Source organism: Bradyrhizobium sp. AUGA SZCCT0105 (genome assembly GCF_018129565.1).
Taxonomy (GTDB): domain Bacteria; phylum Pseudomonadota; class Alphaproteobacteria; order Rhizobiales; family Xanthobacteraceae; genus Bradyrhizobium.
In genome coordinates this window covers 448,484-464,484 of sequence record NZ_JAFCMK010000006.1, presented here as the reverse complement: position 1 = coordinate 464,484, position 16,001 = coordinate 448,484, and the positions used below count along the sequence as shown (strand labels likewise).

General features: G+C 65.0%; 23 protein-coding genes. 2 read left to right on the top strand and 21 right to left on the bottom strand.

What is annotated here, in order from left to right; translation table 11 throughout:
- Positions 1-21: 21 nt before the first annotated feature.
- From JQ573_RS28335 to JQ573_RS28235, 21 genes are all read right to left on the bottom strand, one after another.
- Entirely contained in the window at positions 22-372 is a 351-nt protein-coding gene (locus tag JQ573_RS28335; RefSeq protein ID WP_212314636.1) for a hypothetical protein, read from the bottom strand.
- Between the two features lie 90 nt (positions 373-462).
- Positions 463-1,707: a phage major capsid protein gene (locus JQ573_RS28330; RefSeq protein ID WP_212314638.1), complete on the bottom strand. Its 1,245-nt coding sequence runs from the start codon at positions 1,705-1,707 to the stop codon at positions 463-465.
- 78 nt (positions 1,708-1,785) lie between these two features.
- Positions 1,786-2,568: a head maturation protease, ClpP-related gene (locus tag JQ573_RS28325; RefSeq protein ID WP_212314640.1), complete on the bottom strand. Its 783-nt coding sequence runs from the start codon at positions 2,566-2,568 to the stop codon at positions 1,786-1,788.
- A complete protein-coding gene (locus JQ573_RS28320; RefSeq protein ID WP_212314641.1) occupies positions 2,565-3,893 on the bottom strand; it encodes a phage portal protein in 1,329 nt (442 codons plus the stop codon). Before JQ573_RS28320 ends, JQ573_RS28325 begins: the two co-directional genes overlap by 4 nt.
- A complete protein-coding gene (locus JQ573_RS28315) occupies positions 3,890-5,755 on the bottom strand; it encodes a terminase large subunit (protein WP_249132408.1) in 1,866 nt (621 codons plus the stop codon). The genes JQ573_RS28320 and JQ573_RS28315 overlap by 4 nt, the downstream gene beginning before the upstream one ends.
- Positions 5,679-7,103: a site-specific DNA-methyltransferase gene (locus tag JQ573_RS28310; protein WP_212314642.1), complete on the bottom strand. Its 1,425-nt coding sequence runs from the start codon at positions 7,101-7,103 to the stop codon at positions 5,679-5,681. Before JQ573_RS28310 ends, JQ573_RS28315 begins: the two co-directional genes overlap by 77 nt.
- A complete protein-coding gene (locus JQ573_RS28305; protein WP_212314645.1) occupies positions 7,087-7,557 on the bottom strand; it encodes a P27 family phage terminase small subunit in 471 nt (156 codons plus the stop codon). Before JQ573_RS28305 ends, JQ573_RS28310 begins: the two co-directional genes overlap by 17 nt.
- Positions 7,558-7,655: 98 nt before the next feature.
- Entirely contained in the window at positions 7,656-8,009 is a 354-nt protein-coding gene (locus JQ573_RS28300) for an HNH endonuclease (protein WP_212314648.1), read from the bottom strand.
- A 243-nt stretch (positions 8,010-8,252) separates the two neighbouring features.
- The gene (locus JQ573_RS28295) at positions 8,253-8,915 is read right to left on the bottom strand and encodes a transcription termination/antitermination protein NusG (protein ID WP_212314649.1); all 663 of its coding nucleotides are present in this window, start codon (positions 8,913-8,915) and stop codon (positions 8,253-8,255) included.
- Entirely contained in the window at positions 8,849-10,078 is a 1,230-nt protein-coding gene (locus tag JQ573_RS28290) for a helix-turn-helix domain-containing protein (RefSeq protein WP_212314650.1), read from the bottom strand. The genes JQ573_RS28295 and JQ573_RS28290 overlap by 67 nt, the downstream gene beginning before the upstream one ends.
- A gap of 57 nt (positions 10,079-10,135) precedes the next feature.
- Positions 10,136-10,432: a hypothetical protein gene (locus tag JQ573_RS28285; RefSeq protein WP_212314652.1), complete on the bottom strand. Its 297-nt coding sequence runs from the start codon at positions 10,430-10,432 to the stop codon at positions 10,136-10,138.
- Positions 10,419-10,898, bottom strand: coding sequence for an SANT/Myb-like DNA-binding domain-containing protein (locus tag JQ573_RS28280; protein ID WP_212314654.1), 480 nt, complete (start codon positions 10,896-10,898; stop codon positions 10,419-10,421). Before JQ573_RS28280 ends, JQ573_RS28285 begins: the two co-directional genes overlap by 14 nt.
- A complete protein-coding gene (locus tag JQ573_RS28275) occupies positions 10,895-11,107 on the bottom strand; it encodes a cytochrome C (RefSeq protein WP_212314656.1) in 213 nt (70 codons plus the stop codon). Before JQ573_RS28275 ends, JQ573_RS28280 begins: the two co-directional genes overlap by 4 nt.
- Positions 11,104-11,286, bottom strand: a complete 183-nt coding sequence (locus JQ573_RS28270) for a hypothetical protein (RefSeq protein WP_212314658.1) — start codon at positions 11,284-11,286, stop codon at positions 11,104-11,106. The genes JQ573_RS28275 and JQ573_RS28270 overlap by 4 nt, the downstream gene beginning before the upstream one ends.
- Positions 11,283-11,651, bottom strand: coding sequence for a hypothetical protein (locus JQ573_RS28265; RefSeq protein WP_212314660.1), 369 nt, complete (start codon positions 11,649-11,651; stop codon positions 11,283-11,285). The genes JQ573_RS28270 and JQ573_RS28265 overlap by 4 nt, the downstream gene beginning before the upstream one ends.
- Positions 11,648-11,842, bottom strand: coding sequence for a hypothetical protein (locus JQ573_RS28260; RefSeq protein WP_212314662.1), 195 nt, complete (start codon positions 11,840-11,842; stop codon positions 11,648-11,650). The genes JQ573_RS28265 and JQ573_RS28260 overlap by 4 nt, the downstream gene beginning before the upstream one ends.
- Positions 11,839-13,353 carry an MT-A70 family methyltransferase gene (locus JQ573_RS28255; protein ID WP_212314664.1) on the bottom strand — a complete coding sequence of 505 codons (1,515 nt, stop codon included), beginning with the start codon at positions 13,351-13,353 and terminating at the stop codon, positions 11,839-11,841. The genes JQ573_RS28260 and JQ573_RS28255 overlap by 4 nt, the downstream gene beginning before the upstream one ends.
- Positions 13,350-13,832: an HNH endonuclease gene (locus JQ573_RS28250; protein WP_212314665.1), complete on the bottom strand. Its 483-nt coding sequence runs from the start codon at positions 13,830-13,832 to the stop codon at positions 13,350-13,352. Before JQ573_RS28250 ends, JQ573_RS28255 begins: the two co-directional genes overlap by 4 nt.
- Complete coding sequence (locus JQ573_RS28245; RefSeq protein ID WP_212314666.1) at positions 13,832-14,092, bottom strand: DUF2312 domain-containing protein; 261 nt, start codon at positions 14,090-14,092, stop codon at positions 13,832-13,834. Before JQ573_RS28245 ends, JQ573_RS28250 begins: the two co-directional genes overlap by 1 nt.
- Entirely contained in the window at positions 14,089-14,241 is a 153-nt protein-coding gene (locus JQ573_RS28240; protein ID WP_212408758.1) for a hypothetical protein, read from the bottom strand. The genes JQ573_RS28245 and JQ573_RS28240 overlap by 4 nt, the downstream gene beginning before the upstream one ends.
- On the bottom strand, positions 14,238-14,630 hold the full coding sequence (locus JQ573_RS28235; protein WP_212314667.1) for a hypothetical protein: 393 nt from the start codon (positions 14,628-14,630) through the stop codon (positions 14,238-14,240). Before JQ573_RS28235 ends, JQ573_RS28240 begins: the two co-directional genes overlap by 4 nt.
- Before the next feature lie 324 nt (positions 14,631-14,954).
- Here JQ573_RS28235 and JQ573_RS28230 point away from each other — a divergent pair, with 324 nt between their 5' ends.
- The gene (locus JQ573_RS28230) at positions 14,955-15,632 is read left to right on the top strand and encodes a phage repressor protein (protein ID WP_212314670.1); all 678 of its coding nucleotides are present in this window, start codon (positions 14,955-14,957) and stop codon (positions 15,630-15,632) included.
- 214 nt (positions 15,633-15,846) lie between these two features.
- Positions 15,847-15,996 carry a hypothetical protein gene (locus JQ573_RS28225; protein ID WP_212314672.1) on the top strand — a complete coding sequence of 50 codons (150 nt, stop codon included), beginning with the start codon at positions 15,847-15,849 and terminating at the stop codon, positions 15,994-15,996.
- Positions 15,997-16,001: the final 5 nt, after the last annotated feature.

Here is a 16,001-nt window from a genome sequence, read left to right as displayed (position 1 = left end):
GACGGCGCGCGCGTTGCGGCTTTACTTCTGGCCGCCGGCGGCGCCGGCTTCCTGTTCAGCCTTCTCGGCCGCGGCGATGATCGCCGCGACAATGTCGGCCTTCTTGGTCGCGCCCTGCAGCTCGATCCCGCGCTGCGCAGCGCCGGCCTTCAGCTCGTCGACGGTCATACCGTCGAGCTGCAGCCGGAAGGCCGCCTTCGCCTTCTCGCGGTCAAGCGCATCGAGGCGCCCCTCATCCTCGGGCGTGATATGGCGCGCACCACCCACAGCGACCAGGCGGCGTGCCTCGGCCTCCTCGAACTCGTGGTGATCGCCAGGCTGCAACGCCGGACCATCCGGCAAGGTGTGAAACGACTTCATGATTACCCGCATCGGTCTCTCCTCGATTTGAAAAATGCCCCTTACATAAAAAGGCCGGAGCAACCGCCCCGGCCTTTCGCTCTCTTCGCGATCGCCGCCAGATTAGGTCGCGGCGTTCACGAACGTCTTCACCGCGCCGCCGACGTCGACGAGGTTGCCACCCGAGCGCATCCAGGCGAGGAAGCCGACCTGGCCGAGCTTGGTGTAGGCGGAGTCGGTGAAGCGGAACATGGTCACGTCCATCACGTCGCGGATCTTGTAGTAGGAGAAATCGCCGTAAGCGATCGACTTGGCGCTCGCCGCCATCGGCGCGACGTCCTGGTTGACCTGGATCGGATCGCCGAGGATCGAATCCGGAACGCCCTTCGGAGAGCCGACTTCGTACCCAGGCACGAAGATCGGCCGCCCCTGCAAATCTTTGATCTTGCGGACCACCTTCACGGACAGGTCATGCATCATGAACTTGCAGTTGCCGCCGGCGCGATAGGCCGGGTCCACCGAATGCTGCAGGTCGACCAAGCTGTCATAGACAATCGCGGTCACCTGGGAGGAGGCGTTCGCCGCGGTAACGCCGACCGGCGCAGCGGTGATGACACCATTCGGCTCATTGGAGGTATCGCCGGCGCCGACCGTGAACTTGGTGTTGGTGATGCGTCCAAGGCGCGTGGTCAGCCGCTTCAGGACGAACGCCTCGACGTCGACCGAGGAATCCTGCAGCAGCTCGAACGGCACCGCGACCGACTTGGACGAGAACTTATAGACGTTGAGCGAGAGCGTGCCGAACGTGATGTCCTGACCATTCGCCGGCGTGTTCTGGCCGACGATTTCGCCGGTCTCGTTCGTGCCATCCGACGTCGGATAGTTCAGCGGGTTGCCCTGCGCGGTCTGGAACACGTCCGCGACGGCCCGCATGCCACCGTAAGCCTTGAGCGCATCAAGCACGACCTTGGCGACGTCGGTCTGCACGGTATAACCACCCTGGGAGCCCGTGGTGGTCGACATCGTATTGGTGATGCCCTTCTGGTACGTCACCCAGTCCTCGGCCGTCAGCGCCTGGTCGCCGCCGCGGAGCCACTTCGCGAACAGCAGCACCGCCGGAGACTTCTTGTCGTGCGCAACACGCTCCGCGACGCCCGCGATCGCGTCACGCTCGAGCCGCTCCGCCGTAACCGCGTTCATCGTATTGATGCGCGAGATCGCGGCGTCGACGTCGCCGAGTTCGGCGAGCAGCTTGTCCCACTCGGGACCGTCGACATCCCTATTCCACTTGTCGGTCGGCTTGTCGGTCAGCGCGCGCATCTTGGCCGCGATCGCGCCACGCTGTTCTCGGAGTTGCTGAAGGCTCATGTCTTTCCTCGTGTTGACATGGTTGGAGATCGCCGCAGCCCGAACGGCCACGGCGGCAGATCTGCTTGGCGCGGCGCGCTAGGCAGCAGTGACGAGCAGCTGCATCAGGCGTCTGCGCTGTGCATGCTCGGATTCGGCGACCGCGGCGGCGACGGCCGCTGCCTGGGCAGCTGCGACCTCGGCAGCGTCCGGCTGTTTGGCCGGCGGCGCAGGCGCGTGCTTGTAAGCAGAGACGTCCCAACGCGACCGCGCCTCGGTCGAGGCCTTTTCCTTTTCGGGAGCGATCTCGTCGCAAAGACCAGCGTCGATCGCTTCCTGCGGCGCGAACCAAGTCTCAGCCGCCATCATATCGGCGAACTCAGCCTGCGAGGCTCTGCCATTGGCACGGGCCGTGTAGCGCTCGGCAATCTGCCCGTCGACCTTCTCGAGCAGTTCCGCCGTCGCCAGGAAGTCGCCCGCGTTGCCGTAGCTGAAGGTCGAGGCTTGGTGGATCATCATGAGCGAGCCCGGCGCCATAACGACCTTGTCCGCCGCGATCGCGATGATCGACGCAATTGACGCCGCGTAACCATCGACGTGGGCGATGATCTCGCCGGAATACTCGCGCATGTACTGCGCCATCGCGACACCCGCGAAGACATCGCCGCCGGGCGAATTGATGCGCAGATGAACCGTGCCCGTCATCCCGCGGAGCGCCCGCGCGAACGCCTCCATCGATACGCCGCCGAACCACGACGCCTCCTCGTCCGACGAGCAAATGACGTCATAGAGCTCGATCGAGTTGGTGGACGCATCGGCGCGGAAACTGCCGCGCTTGGCGTTGGCCGAAAGCAGATTGAATAAGCGATTGCGCGGCTTCATTTTGCGGGGTCCTCGTTGCTGGTTTGGTCGGCAGGCTTGGCCGGCGCGGCGGCGCCGGCGTTGACGCCGAGCTTGCCGGCGTCGCCCTTCATGGCCTTGAGCCGGAGACGCGCCCGCGCCTCGTCCGGCGTCATGATCCGCGGCTCACCGGCTCGGCCAACGGCCGACCGCAGCGACTCGTACAGCGTCTTGGTGTCGGCCTGCTCGAGATCGGACGTGTCGAATTCGACGATGCGCGACGCCGTGCGGAACAGCTTGCGGTTCAGCTCGACCTGGAAACGGTTCAGATGCGGCCGCAGCGTGTAGCGGACAAAGCCGATCGACATCGCCTCGACGCCGGAACCCCAGGACGTCGTCTTTTCGTTGTGGCCGATCATGAACGGCGGCACGCCATAGGCGCGTGCGATTTCCTCGACCTGAAACTGACGCTGCGAGAGCAGCTGCATGTCCGCCTGTGAGACCTGCAGCGTGGTCATCTTCAGGCCGGAGTGCAGCAGCATCGGCCGATGCGCGTTCTCGACCGAGCGATGCCGCTCGTCGATGCGGTCCTGGATCTCCTGGATTTTCTTGTCGGCCAGCGCCTGGTCCGTCGAGAGCGCATAATCCGGCCGCGCGCCGTTGACAAAAAACCGGCCGGCGAATTCCTGCGCGGCCAGGGCGATGCCGCCGGCGTTGCGCAGCGAGTAGCGCAGCGGCGACATGCCGCGGAGGCCATTGAACCCGAAACCAGGCACATGGACGATGTCGTCCTGGTCGTAGATTTCGGTCTCGCCGACGACCGACCCATCCGGCAGATATTGCGGCGAGATCCGATAGACCATCCGCTTCGTCGCCGGCACGATCGTGTTTTGCACGCGCAGCGGATGAACAGGCTCGAGCCCGATCGGCCGATAGTTGTTCGCCCTGTCGCGCTTGATGATGGCGATCGCGTCGCCTTCGTACAGCATCGAGCCGACCAGGAATTCCCAACCGACCGACGCCGGCCAGAGCGGCGACATCTCCTCGTTGAGCACCCAGCGCAGCTCGTCCGTCATCAGCGGCGACCGCTCGCCGGTCGGGATATCGACGCCCATGATCGACGCCGGCAGCGTCGCTGTTACGCCAGAGATCAGGTTGACGCAGGCGGTAATCGACGTGACAGACCTCGCCGCGTACTCGGTGAGCGGCGGCAGGCCGTTCGTCGGTCCGAAGAACTCCTGCCAGGCAGGACTGCCGTGGCGGAATTCCGTCAGCGGCGTCTGGCCAAGGTTCTTCGGCGGCTCGAAGTTCTCCGGCACGACGACGGCCGGTGCGGATGCGCCGAGGATCGAGTCAAGCCAGCTCATAACAACACCAGCGAGGCTTCGGGCTTGGCCTTGGTGGTGGTGGCGCCGCCAATGCTCATGGCCTGCGACACCATCCCGTCGATACGCGTTGTCGCCTTCGACTTATCGAACATGCGATGACCGGACCTGTTCTGTTCGTAAACGACGCCGCCGGCGCACATGCGCATGACCGGCGACGGGGCGATGGTGATGCGCTGCTCGAGGAGCGCGGCTTCCAGTTTGTTGATGCTGTCCGGCATCCACAGGACGATGTCCTCGGCGCCGGTTTCCTTCTGCGCTTCCTCAGCGCGCTCGCCGACGATGCGGCGCTGGAAGCCTTGCGGGTGAACCTCGGTCGGGAGGGACTCGTTGATCGCGCCGAGCGCTTCGTTGAGCTGCTCGAGGCCGTACTGGTCGGCGCAGATCATCACCGGATGATAGCGGGCGTTCAGCGCCAGGAGCGCCGCCGCAAGCCAGGAATATTTGATCCGCTTGCCGGGCACCGCCTCGAGATGCCCCTGATCGACCCACACGTCGTAAGGCGCACGGTCCGACTTGGCGCGCTCCTTCAGCGTGTCCTTCGGCGTCCAGAACCAGGTCTTGCTGGCGAACTTCTCCTGGTCCTTTGTCGCGTCGAGCACCCAGGTCAACGTGAACGCCGTGAGGTCGCGCGTTTTCGAGAGGTCGAGGCCGCCGAAGCACGGATAGCCGGCCTCGGTCAGCTTGTCGGGATCGACCTCGCCTTCGCAGGCCGCCCAGGTCGCGCGCGGGATCGCCGAGTTTTCACTTTCGGTCCACTGGCAGAAGTGCAGGCGCCGGACGAGGCCCTCCTTCGAGGGCATGCCGCGGGCTTCCTGCACCTGCTCGCGGATGAATGGCGGCTGGATCGACACGCCGAGGTTCGGATTGGCCTTGATCCAGCAGCTCTCGTCCTCGAACGGGTCGTCGGCCTCGTCGAGGCACGCGACATAGGCGAACCAGGCATCGTTGTCGAATTCGCCATTAACGATGCGCGCCGACAGGTCGTGCTCCTGGCCGCAAACGGTCTTTTTGTCGAAACCGGAATTGGTGATCTCGAACAGCAGCGCTTCTTGGTTGCCCTTGGTGCCGGCGCGCATCATCTCGATCACGGAATTATCCGGGTGCTCGTGCACCTCGTCGATCAGCGCGCAGTAAGGACGAATGCCGGACTTGCCCTTCTTGTCGGACGAAATCGGCTTGAAGAAAGAGTTGACGCCAGGACGGCTGGTGTGGAGCTCCCAGACCGGGTTCGCACCCTTCGGCTTGAGACGCCGGCGCAGCGCCGGCGAGCGCTCCCACATAGCCACGGCGTCGCGAAACAGGATTGCGGCCTGGTCCTTGTCGGTCGCGGCGGAATAGACCTCAGCGCGCAATTTCCGGCACCCTAACAGCATGTAGTGGCCGATGCCGGCCGCGAGCGGAGATTTGCCGTTGCCCTTGCCGATCTCGACATAGGCGCGCCGGAAGCGGCGGAAGCCCAGCGCATTTCGCCAGCCGAACAGCGAGCCGATGATGAACGCTTGCCAAGCCTGCAGATCGAACGGCGCCGCAAAGGTCGAGACCTCGCCGAACTCGTCCTTTTCCTCGACCTCAACCGTGAGGATGTCGCGGAAGAAGCCGATGGCGCGCTCGGCCGCGGCAACGTCGAACGACAACCCACGATCGGCACCATGCGCGAGATCTTGCAGGTGCCGCCGGCAAGCGGCACGGACCAGCGGGCCGGCCACGATGGCGCCGTCGACAACCGCACGGGCATATGCCGTGACCTCGTCATCACCAGCCGCCTCAAGCGGCGGCTGTATCGGCAGCTGCGCGCCGCTCGGCGGCGCGGGCTGCGGCCACATCGTCGAAAGATCGACCATCGGATTCCAGGGTGGCCAGCAGGCCTGTGAAGTTTTGCCAGCGCTTCACGGCGACATCGACGTAAAGCGGATTGAGCTCGATCGCGTGTGCGCGGCGGCCGGTCATTTCGGCCGCAATGATGGTGGTGCCGGAGCCGGAGAACGGCTCGTAGATCGCCTCGCCCGGCTGCGAGTTGTTCTCGATCGGCCGCTTCATCGCCTCGACCGGCTTCTGGGTGCCATGCCCGGTCTCGGACTTGACGTGCTCGATGTTCCAGACGGTCGACTGCTTGCGGCCGCCCTCATAGTGCCCGCGCTCGCCCTCGCGGACCGTGTAGGTCGCGATCTCGTGCTCGGGCACGAAGCGCCACTGCTCCTCGGCGCCCTCCTTTACAGCGTAGAAGCAAGGCTCGTGCTGGAAGTGATAGTCGCCGCGGCCGAACACCTGGCGCGGCTTCACCCAGACGATGTGGGCGCGAACCTTGAAGCGGCAGGCCTCGAGCGAATTCGCAACCGCGCCGCAGAAGCTGCCGGCGTGCCAGATGTACGCCACATCGCCAGGAAACAGCTCCCAGGCCTCGCGCCAGTCGGCGCGGTCATCATTGAGCACCTGGCCGAGCGCCTGGCCTTCGCTGCCGTGTCCGGCGCGGACGCGCCAGGCCGGGTCATACTTCACGCCATACGGCGGATCGGTGACCATCAGGTGCGGCCGGCGGCCGGCCAGGACGCGGGTGACATCCTCGGGATTGGTCGAATCCCCACAGGTGATCCTGTGACGGCCGCCGAGCAGCCAGACATCGCCGCGCACCGATGTCGGCACCGGCGGAGGCTCCGGCGCCTCGTCGGGATCTGTGAGGCCCGCGGAAGGCTCGTGCAGCAGACCGGCGATCCGACCAGGCTCAAAGCCCAGCTGGTCCAGCTCAACGCCGAGCGCGCCCAGCTCGAGCACCTCGCCCTTGAGCAACTTTTCGTCCCAGCCGGTCGACATGGTGAGCTGGTTGTCGGCCAGGCGGAATTTGCGCTTCTCCGTCTCCGACCAGCCGATCGCGACCAGGACGCGGACCTCGGCGAACTGCTCCTGCTTGAGGGCCTCCCATCGGCCATGGCCGGCGATGAGCTGCTCATCCTCCGCGTCGACCAGGACGCGGTGCACCTGGCCGAACTGGCGCAGCGACGCGCGGATCGCATCGATCTGCGCCTGGTCGTGCTTTTTTGCGTTGCGCGCGTAGGGCTTGATCCGGTCGATCGGCCAGGTCTCCTCGCGGACGCGGACCTCGGCGCGCGGGCCGACAGGCTCGTGCACAACGGCCGGCGCCGCGAGCTCCGCGCCCTTCTTGCGGCGCGGTTTTTTGTCAGTCGAAGTAGCCATCGTTCTCGTCGAAGAAATCGCCCTGACCGGGCAGGAGGTTGCGCTCGTCGGTTGGTGAGAGGCCAAGCATGGCGACTAGAGAGCGCCACTTGCGCCACTCCTCGTTTACCTGCGCCACATACGGGTGGCTTTTGACCTGGTCGCCGTTCCGCGTTTTGACGCGGTAGATCTCGTGGGCGAGCGTCGGCATCGCCGATCGCAGACTGTTGAGCCGCTGCGTGCTGCGGCAATATTCGACGATGGTGTCGAGGAAGCGCGGCTTCAGCCGATCGACTGAGGGCTCCGACAGGATCTCGGCGACGCGCCGGTACTCCTTCAGCAGCTCGGGTGATAGGCCCTTCGGCTTCAGCTTGTTGATCAGGCGCAGCTGCGCCGAGCGGCGCCGCTTCGCAGCATCCTGGTCATCCGGACGCATCGGGACGACGTTGCGCAATTTCGGTTTAGCGCCGCGCATTGCAGGTGGCTTTTTGTATTTAATTCCGAAATTTTGCGTATGAAGGTTGGGAGCCGGTCGGCGGGAGCGCGACCTAGACTTTTACCCCCTACCCCCGGTCAACTGCTCGGCCAGCCATCGACGCCGACCACGTGGCGCTCGCGCTTGGTAACCGCGATCGCGGCACTCGAGTTGAGCCAGAGATCCGCCTCGGTCAGAGCGCCCTTGCCATAGCGGTGCTCGAGCTGCTGCTTCACCACGTCGTGGTGCCACTTGCAGGACGGCTGCCAGCGGGACTGATCCCAGAACAGGTCGCGGTCGCCCTTGTGCGGAACGACGTGATCGACAACCTCAACGGCGGCGACCAGGCCGACCGCCTCGCACCCGAGGCACAGCGGATGCTGCAGCTTGAACAGGCCGGCGGCCCGCTCCCATTGCCTGTCGTAGCCGCGATCGTGGGAATTGGCGCGCATCTCACAAAAAGAAAGGCCGCTCGCGCGGATGCACAAGCGGCCCAAGTCTAGGGAGGAAACGCCCAAGGAGGGCAGCGATAGCGCGAGGCGATACCGCACAACCTATGTAGATACGACAAAGCCCGGCGCTAGGCCGGGCTTGTTGGGGCTGTCGAGGCGCGCGGCGCGCGTCTACCTGGAATCAGGTTCTGCGGCTTCCGGGCTTGAGACCCGTTCGTCGTGCCGTCCTAGTCGCGTGGCGATCTAGACTGCCGGCTCGACCTGCGTCTCGTTCAACCGAACCGAGACGCCGCGCTTGATGGCGTCGATAAAGACTTTGAGTCGGCCCTTTGAGTCAAGGCGCTCGATCTTGCCGACGAAGTGCGCGAGCGGGCCGTCGACAATGCGCACCATTTCGCCGAGCAGATATTTGCGCTGACCACGCGGCACATTCATCGCGGCCTCAACCGAGCGCAGTTGCTCCATGTCCTCGTTCGAGAGCGATGGAGTGAACTCGCCGAACCGCAGCAAACCCTCGACGCCCGCGCCGATCGACTTCATCGTCGCAATCGCCCGAAACACGTCGTAGTCGGGCACAAAGACCAGTCCAGGCAACATCGGTTTGACAATGCGGCGACCAAGATGCGGCTTGCGCGCTGCGCCGCCATGCCGGCGATCGATGACAGTCACGACGACAGGCGAGTAGCCCGAGAGCTTCCAATCCTTTAGCCGCGCAATCACCTTGGCGTCGCGACCCGGCATCACCTGGAGCATGAACCAGCGCTCAGCCGCCGGCGGCACCACAGGCTCGATATCGACAGCGACAAAGCCGACAAACTGCCCCTTGACGTACTGCATCGTCATTCGCTCTCCCCTGCGTCGTCGCTCGATGGTGATGCAATCGTTCCGTCCTTGCGCGGCGGCCACGGCCACGGCGCCATAAAGCCGCGACGCGGAGCGCCGTCGATGGTGCGCACGCTGGCGAGCTCCGGCCGACGCACCGCGATGTGCGCCGACAGGAAGGCCGACCAGGCGGCGAGCTGCCCCGGCGCATCGACCCATTGCCACGCGTTCTCCGGCGGCAGCTCGGCGAACGCCAGCACGCGCGCCGTCATCGGCAGCGAATAATTCACACGACCGCGGGCCTCGAACAGCGACGTCCTCGCCAGACCGTGCAACGCCTTGAGCGCCCGACCCTCGCGACCCGCCACGTCGTAGCTGGTAGACGTTTGCGCGGTCGGCGAGCTCGTCTCCTCGAGCATCGCGGTCGGGAATTCGTTGAAGCCGCCGGTCCTAATCCAGATGTGGAAATTCGGGAACTTGTCCTGCTTCAAGTGAACTTTCATCCGAACGAAGTGCGGGATCGCAGCACGGCAAAGCCGACGCTGCACCTCGCCCAGCTTTCGGAACTCTTCGAGCGCCAGATCCCGCCGCATCACCTCGTGGCCGGGGTACGACTTCCACGCCTCGGCGAAGTGTTCCGGTTCGATTTCTCGAGCGCTTGGCGCGATCGCACCTCCGCCCCCATCGGGGGCTTTGGGGGTCTCAGGTTCAGGGTCAGGTTCAGGTTCAGAGATTAGGCCCTCGCCACAGTGCGAGGGTCGGACGAGTCCCGACCGAGTGTCGGAAGGAGGCCCAGACGGAGGGTCACCCTGTGAATTTGACCCTAGCAACTTGCTAGGGTCAGATGCTGTTGAAATCGTGTCGGTTTCTGCTTCAACGATTTCGCCGGCCGCGCGCGCCTCGATGGCATCGACGTCGGCCTCGAATAGCAGGCGGATCTTGTCGGTCGTCCGCCTACCGCGCTGCTCGCCATTGCGCACGCCGTACTCGTCGACCCACTGCGGCTGCCGCGATATCGCGCCGACCATCTCGAGCCAGGTGAGCCGCCGGCGGATCGTGTCCGGCGACATCTCTAGATCCTCGGCCAGAGACGGAATGCCGACCCAGCAATAGCCCTCGCCGTCCACGTACAGCGTCAGGTTTTTCAGCACATCCTTGGCCGAAGGGTTTCGCAGGCGCAGATGGCGCGCCCAGCTATGCGCCTCGTCGGCAGCGATGCGGCGAGCCCGCCGTTTCGCGGTCGTCATGGTTTCACGTCCTAAGCAAGATTTCGGGAGACGCTGACGCAACAAAAACTGAGAATTTCACCGTCGCGGCTGCAGCAGCCGATCGACAATGTCGCGCGCCGGCAGCCGCGAGAACGCATCGGCCGCGATCGCATCGGAGAGCCGGCCGAGCCATTCGCGCCGGAAGCCGCGGCGCGTGAGCCGAGGAGGATCGACAGCGCCGGCCGCAATCGCATCGCGGTCCGGGATCTCGTATTCCTCGAGCTCGCCGAGCTCAGCGCCCTTCACGACGAGCAGGCAGATGACTTCGGCCAGAACCATGGCAGGCGCACCGCCGGCGGCCAGGCAACGCACGATCGCGTTAGCCCGCGCCATCGACGCCTCCGCCCGAGCGCCGCTGGTCGAGCGCGCTGCGGCCAGGAGGCGGATCGCCGAGCACGCCGCCCGTGAGCCCGCGCTCGGCGATCCTGGCGAGGAGCTCGGCATAGTCGCGCAAGCCGCCCAGCGGCGCGCTCCCGCCCCTGTCCAGGACGATGACCGGCTTAGGCGGCGCCGGCGCGATCGGCGGCGCAAATACCTCGACGAGCGCCCTGACGATCCCCGGCACGACCGGCTTAGGCGGCACCGCCACCCGTCGCCCTTTCGCCTTCCAGTTCCGTCGCGTCGCCTGGTTGTCGGCTTGCAGGTCGGTGTAATAGCGCCGCACGCAGCCGCCGCGCGACCGGCCCGGCATATGCTGCTCGATCTTGTCCCAAGGCACGCGCAGCACGTCGCGCGCATGCAACAGCTTCGCGTCCTCGAGATCCGTCCAGACCGGATTGCGCTTGCGTTTCTCCGTCATGCCGCGACCGCCTCGCAGCGCGCGTCGCAGGGCGGCGTCGCGTCGGAATAGATCCGCTCCTCGTCGCGCCAGTATTCGTCCCAATAGCGGTCCCGCCCGGCCTCGGTTTCGCGGCGGCCAACCTTGACCATTTCGCAGCGGGAGCATTGCCGCTCGGTCTTGTACGCGAAACGAATCTTCTCGCCCCACTTGTGCCGGGTCGAGGTCATCCCGCCCTCCGCGCGCGGATCTCCAGATCATCGCGAAGACGATCGACCGCGTCCGGCGACGACACGTCAGCGATGGCACGGCCCAGCCGTGACCCGCGCTGCATCCAGCCGAGCGAGTATCCGAACACGAAAAGAGCGAACAGCAGGACGAGCGAGCCGGCGATCTCGAGCTGCGTCATGGCGCGACCTCGGCGAGTGATCGACGCTCAACCGGAATGTTCAGGAACCACGCCAGGTTCATCCCAGCTTCCATGCCGGAGGAAATTCCGCGGTCGGTGTAGACGACGACGGCATCGGCCAGGTGCATCCAGGCGTGCCCGGCGTTGATACCGTGAGCGCGCTCGTTGCGGTCGGTGTCGTCGAGGATTCCGGCTTGCGTATAGAGCAGATGCGAAGCCAGCGGCGCCTCGCCGCGGAGCAGCGAGTCCCGCACGCAGGCACGCGCATACGCGATGTTGTGCTCGACCTCGCCGGCATACGGCGACTCCAGAATCACGCGCCGCATGTCGCTCGGCCGTAAGGTGTGATGCCTCTCAATCTTCATTGCCCCAATGCTCCCTTAATTCGGGCCTCGTTCTGCTGCAGCCAGCGCAGCGTGTTCGCGGCGGCCTCGAGGCCGTCGCGCTGATATTGAACCTGCGATGTGCTGAGCTTGGCGCGCGCGCCGCTGCGCCGATCGGTGAGCTCGGTCTCGACCGCGGAGATCTGCCGCGACAGCGAGATTTTGCCGGTCATGTGCGCGCCTCGAGCGGCTTCGGCGTCCGCCGCAGGAATGCTGGGATATCGAGGCCGTCGTCTTGAATTTCGCGCCCAGGTCGGTTCGCCGGCGGCTCGGCTGTATCGGCGCGGCCGGCAACGGCGACGCTCGAAACGACTTCCCCGATCGGCTGCGAGGCAACTTCGGCCGAAGGGGCTGGGCGATCGCCGGCGTGAGCTCCGGCGTCCACAAACTTTGAGGCCGCAACGCTATGGCTACCCATTGCGGCCTCGTCCGATGACCGACCATCGGCAGTCCGATCGCGCGGCGGTTCTACACCCGCCGGCACCCCGTCAGGTGCCGAGCTCGCGCCCGCGATCGCTGGGGAATTGATTTCGTTTGTTGCGGCCTGGTTGCCCCATGCATCCCAGCCAGCCGGCAGCGGATGATCCGCATCGACGCGCGCGAACAGCTCGAGCGCCGGCACGCCACCGCTCATCGCGGCAATCATCCGCCGGTAATGCTCAGGCTTGCGCGAGTGACCGAGCGGACGCGATCGCTCGCGATGGTTGGAGCCGAACTTCTCGCCGCCCGCCGGCTTCGGCAGGCCGTTGCCACGCTTGAACAGCAGCAGGAGCTCGTCCTGGTCGCGCACCAGGACGGCGCCGCCGGCCTCGTCCGGATGATCGTCGTCGTTTTTCGTCCAGACGAAGGCCGTTGAGTAGGAGTCGAAGCCCCAAGACAGCGCGACCGCCGAGGCCAGCGGCATCTGCGCACGGACCTTGATGACCTCGCCGGTCCGCAGATCGGTCGCCTCGACCTCGGCCTCATGCCAGGCGAGCAGATGCGCGCGCGGAATCCAGAGAAACAGCCAGGCGTCCGGCAGGACCATGTCCTTGACGGGCAGGTCGCAGATCTCCGACCAGGCCATCGTCGGATAGTGGTTTTCATAGGAGCGGCTGGTCACGCCCTGGTTTCGATGCCAGGGCGGGTCGGCATAGATGACGGGATACTTGCGGCCGGTCGGCTGCAGCGCGGAAGCGTCCGAGAGCGCCTGCGCCAGGTTGCGGCGGTTTTCCCTGCCCTTTTCCTCGGCAGCGACCTTCGTCAGATCCATCGCGATGCGACCGGCGCCCCCGCGCATCTCCTGCTCGTGGCGCCCGAGCGCGGCCTCGAATTCAGCCGCGTCCATCGCCGCCAGGCGCTGCGCTTTAGACGATAGCTTGCGATCGATCCCTGCCTCGGCCAACGTAGGCCGATCGTCGGATTTAGGCTGTTCCTGATCGGAACTGCCTAACCGCGGCCGGCCGGCGCCAGCACGGCCACGGTTCAGGCCAACCGTTTCCTTCTGGGCTTTGATGAGCTCGCCGAGACGGCGCTCGGCCCGAAACCGGATGTTGCCAGCCTGCACCTCGAGATCGAGGTTCTTCGCGACCTTGCTCGCGAGCCGCAACGCCTCGGCCTGGTCGCGGATCGTCATGACCTCGTCGGCAGCAACGGCCTCGGCCAGCGCGCGGCAAGCCGCTTCATATCGAACGAGCTCGGTCAAAACGGGATCTCCGCGAGTTGCGGCCGCGACGGCAGGGCAGCGACGAGCCCGCGGACGATGTCCTCGAGCGCCGGCGCCGAGCCACGCCTGCGGCGGTTGGCAGCGTTTTCTTGCTTGGTCGCCCAGCGCAGATTTGCGCGGCGGTTGTCGAGCGTCTGGCCGTTGATGTGGTCGACGAAATGCGCGCGCATGTAGGCTTCGTCGCGCGGCTCGGCCATGATCATGACCTCGCGATGCATGCGGACGGTAGCCCGCGAGACATCGACGTTGCGCTTGGCGTAGCGCATCCAATCGCCGCGGCCGGCGTGCCAGACATTCCAGACGTTTTCCGAGAGCCAGGCGTAATCGACCGCGTCGACCAGCGTCCAAATCGGCTCGCGCGTCGACAGCCAGATCCGCCGCCAGGGCGTTTCCGACAGATCGATCAGATCGGCGGAGACCTCGAGCCGCTCGCGCGCCTGGGCGAAAGAGCCGTGCATCACAGCATCCCCAACGCCTGCATATAGGTATCGACGATCGCCTCATGGGCTTCGCGGTCGATCGGATCCTGCTGGCGGATTTTCAGGATCGCGCGTAGCGCCTTGGCATCAAATCCGTTGCCCTTCGCTTCAGCGAAAACATCGCGGATATCGTCCGAGATCGATTTTTTTTCCTCGGTCAAACGCTCCACGCGCTCGATGATTGCTTTCAGTTGATCCTTAGCGATCGTCTGCGCGCGGGTTTCTGCTGCTGGGCTCATCGCTTCACCCAGCGAAAGCCAACGCCAGCATCGCGCGGCCGATCGGCGAACGGTCGCGCGATAAGCAGGATCAGGGCGGCCAGCGCGGCGCCGAGAAATGCCGCCATCAACGCATAGAATTGCGGATCTGAAAGATGGTCTGTAATCACGGCTCAATTCCTCGCTCGGCCTCGGCAAGACGCCGCGTCGCGGCCTCCACCTCGGCGCGTGCCTTTGCCAATTGCTCGATGCGCAGATGCCGCTTGACCCAGACCTGGCCGGAGCCGGCGGTCAGAGCGCGGATGACGAGGTCGCCGTGCTTGGAGGCGATCAGGCGAGCGAGAGCCTCTCCGTTCGGCGCGCGGCGGCCGGAGAGCCACAGCTCGGCCGGGCGAACCTTCTTTAGGCCGGCCAGGTCAGCAAGAACCTCGGCTGTCTTGGCCGGAAAATTCTCGCGAAAGGCCAACGCGATAGGCAGAAACCACCGATCAACTGATCGGTGTCCGCCGATCCGTTGATCGGTGGGCTTTTTTGACGATCTCGCGCGGATCGGGCTCATGAAGACACCCGCACGGGACGCGCAACGCCCTTCGGCCAAACCGCCCCCTGGGGCCAGTTTTCGGAGAACCACAACAAGGTCCGCTCGCAGCGGCGAACTTGAATGTCCGCCCCCGCTTCAATGGCCGAGAGTTTTTTTGTGTCGCCCAGTGCACGCCAGCTGACGGTCGAGAGGTCGACCTGCGCAGCCCCGGCGTATGCCCTGGCTACAGCGAGTAGCGAATCGAGCATGCCCATAGATGGACTGAGCGGTAATATTACCTCTATAGTCAACGGTAATGTTACCGTTTCACACACTCAGCCGAGCCAGCCACAGTCCCGGGGCATGGACAGCCTCAAAAAGATCGTCAGCCGTATCGAGAAGCGCCTTAAAGCGCTTGACCTCAAGGCGGCCACGGCGTCGCGCAAAGCGGGCCTGAGCGCGAGCGCCATCCGGAATTTGCAGCGCGGCGCCAAGGGAGAAATCGCAACCAAGGGAGCAAACGCGGCAACGATGTCCGCCCTTGCCCCCGTTTTGAAGACCAGCGCGGGCTGGCTGCTGGATGGCGCAGGGCCGGAGTTGGTCGAGCCAGATCCGCACATCGAAAGCAGCGCAGTCTTGCGGGATGCTTCCAGGCAAGGCCGTTTTGTGCGTTTAATAGGCTACGTCGGCGCCGGCAGCGAGGCGCACTACTACGCAATTGCTCAAGAGGATTTCCAGGAAGTGGAAGCTCCGCCTTTTTCTACCGACCAGACAGTCGCGGTCGAGATCCGCGGAAAGAGTTTCGGACCGCTCCTGGACTCCTGGCTGGTATTTTACGATGACGTCCGCTCACCGATCACGGACGACATGCTAAACCAGACTTGCGTTGTTGGCCTGGCCGACGACCGCATTCTGATCAAGCACGTCCGCCGTGAGCGAGATGGGTCATTTACCCTGATTTCCAACTCCAACGAGCCGCCGATCCAGGACGCCAAGATCGAATGGGCGGCGCGGGTCATCGGTATGCGACCACGTCGCTGAGCGGTAATACTACCGCTTTTTTCTTGACGCAGTAATTTTACCGATTTATGGATACCCTGCGAAACAAACAGGGAACTCTTTTATGCGTCGCACTTCCTGCAACCACCTCCCGGCCCTGAGCCGCTCCCAAGCCCAGCCCTCCGTCCCCCATTACATCGATACCGCGCTGGTTAGACCACGCGCGGATTTATCGCCGACCGAGACCATTAAGCGGATGGCCGACGACATGCGCTCGGCCGGTTACCGCGAAGGCGGTATCACCGAAGGCGACCTGGAGCGGCTCGGCTTCACCCGGGGGCAGATCAAGACGCATGCGGCCGACGCCCGCGCGCTGGCGCAGCGGCTGGCCGGCGCAAGCCTGTAGCCGTT

Excerpts from the sequence above, each read along its gene's own strand:
- JQ573_RS28335 (WP_212314636.1), bottom strand. The coding sequence starts at position 372 with ATGCGGGTAATCATGAAGTCGTTTCACACCTTGCCGGATGGTCCGGCG.
- JQ573_RS28330 (WP_212314638.1), bottom strand. The coding sequence starts at position 1,707 with ATGAGCCTTCAGCAACTCCGAGAACAGCGTGGCGCGATCGCGGCCAAG.
- JQ573_RS28325 (WP_212314640.1), bottom strand. The coding sequence starts at position 2,568 with ATGAAGCCGCGCAATCGCTTATTCAATCTGCTTTCGGCCAACGCCAAG.
- JQ573_RS28320 (WP_212314641.1), bottom strand. The coding sequence starts at position 3,893 with ATGAGCTGGCTTGACTCGATCCTCGGCGCATCCGCACCGGCCGTCGTC.
- JQ573_RS28315 (WP_249132408.1), bottom strand. The coding sequence starts at position 5,755 with ATGGTCGATCTTTCGACGATGTGGCCGCAGCCCGCGCCGCCGAGCGGC.
- JQ573_RS28310 (WP_212314642.1), bottom strand. The coding sequence starts at position 7,103 with ATGGCTACTTCGACTGACAAAAAACCGCGCCGCAAGAAGGGCGCGGAG.
- JQ573_RS28305 (WP_212314645.1), bottom strand. The coding sequence starts at position 7,557 with ATGCGCGGCGCTAAACCGAAATTGCGCAACGTCGTCCCGATGCGTCCG.
- JQ573_RS28300 (WP_212314648.1), bottom strand. The coding sequence starts at position 8,009 with ATGCGCGCCAATTCCCACGATCGCGGCTACGACAGGCAATGGGAGCGG.
- JQ573_RS28290 (WP_212314650.1), bottom strand. The coding sequence starts at position 10,078 with ATGACGACCGCGAAACGGCGGGCTCGCCGCATCGCTGCCGACGAGGCG.
- JQ573_RS28285 (WP_212314652.1), bottom strand. The coding sequence starts at position 10,432 with ATGGCGCGGGCTAACGCGATCGTGCGTTGCCTGGCCGCCGGCGGTGCG.
- JQ573_RS28280 (WP_212314654.1), bottom strand. The coding sequence starts at position 10,898 with ATGACGGAGAAACGCAAGCGCAATCCGGTCTGGACGGATCTCGAGGAC.
- JQ573_RS28275 (WP_212314656.1), bottom strand. The coding sequence starts at position 11,107 with ATGACCTCGACCCGGCACAAGTGGGGCGAGAAGATTCGTTTCGCGTAC.
- JQ573_RS28270 (WP_212314658.1), bottom strand. The coding sequence starts at position 11,286 with ATGACGCAGCTCGAGATCGCCGGCTCGCTCGTCCTGCTGTTCGCTCTT.
- JQ573_RS28265 (WP_212314660.1), bottom strand. The coding sequence starts at position 11,651 with ATGAAGATTGAGAGGCATCACACCTTACGGCCGAGCGACATGCGGCGC.
- JQ573_RS28260 (WP_212314662.1), bottom strand. The coding sequence starts at position 11,842 with ATGACCGGCAAAATCTCGCTGTCGCGGCAGATCTCCGCGGTCGAGACC.
- JQ573_RS28250 (WP_212314665.1), bottom strand. The coding sequence starts at position 13,832 with ATGCACGGCTCTTTCGCCCAGGCGCGCGAGCGGCTCGAGGTCTCCGCC.
- JQ573_RS28245 (WP_212314666.1), bottom strand. The coding sequence starts at position 14,092 with ATGAGCCCAGCAGCAGAAACCCGCGCGCAGACGATCGCTAAGGATCAA.
- JQ573_RS28235 (WP_212314667.1), bottom strand. The coding sequence starts at position 14,630 with ATGAGCCCGATCCGCGCGAGATCGTCAAAAAAGCCCACCGATCAACGG.
- JQ573_RS28230 (WP_212314670.1), top strand. The coding sequence starts at position 14,955 with ATGGACAGCCTCAAAAAGATCGTCAGCCGTATCGAGAAGCGCCTTAAA.
- JQ573_RS28225 (WP_212314672.1), top strand. The coding sequence starts at position 15,847 with ATGGCCGACGACATGCGCTCGGCCGGTTACCGCGAAGGCGGTATCACC.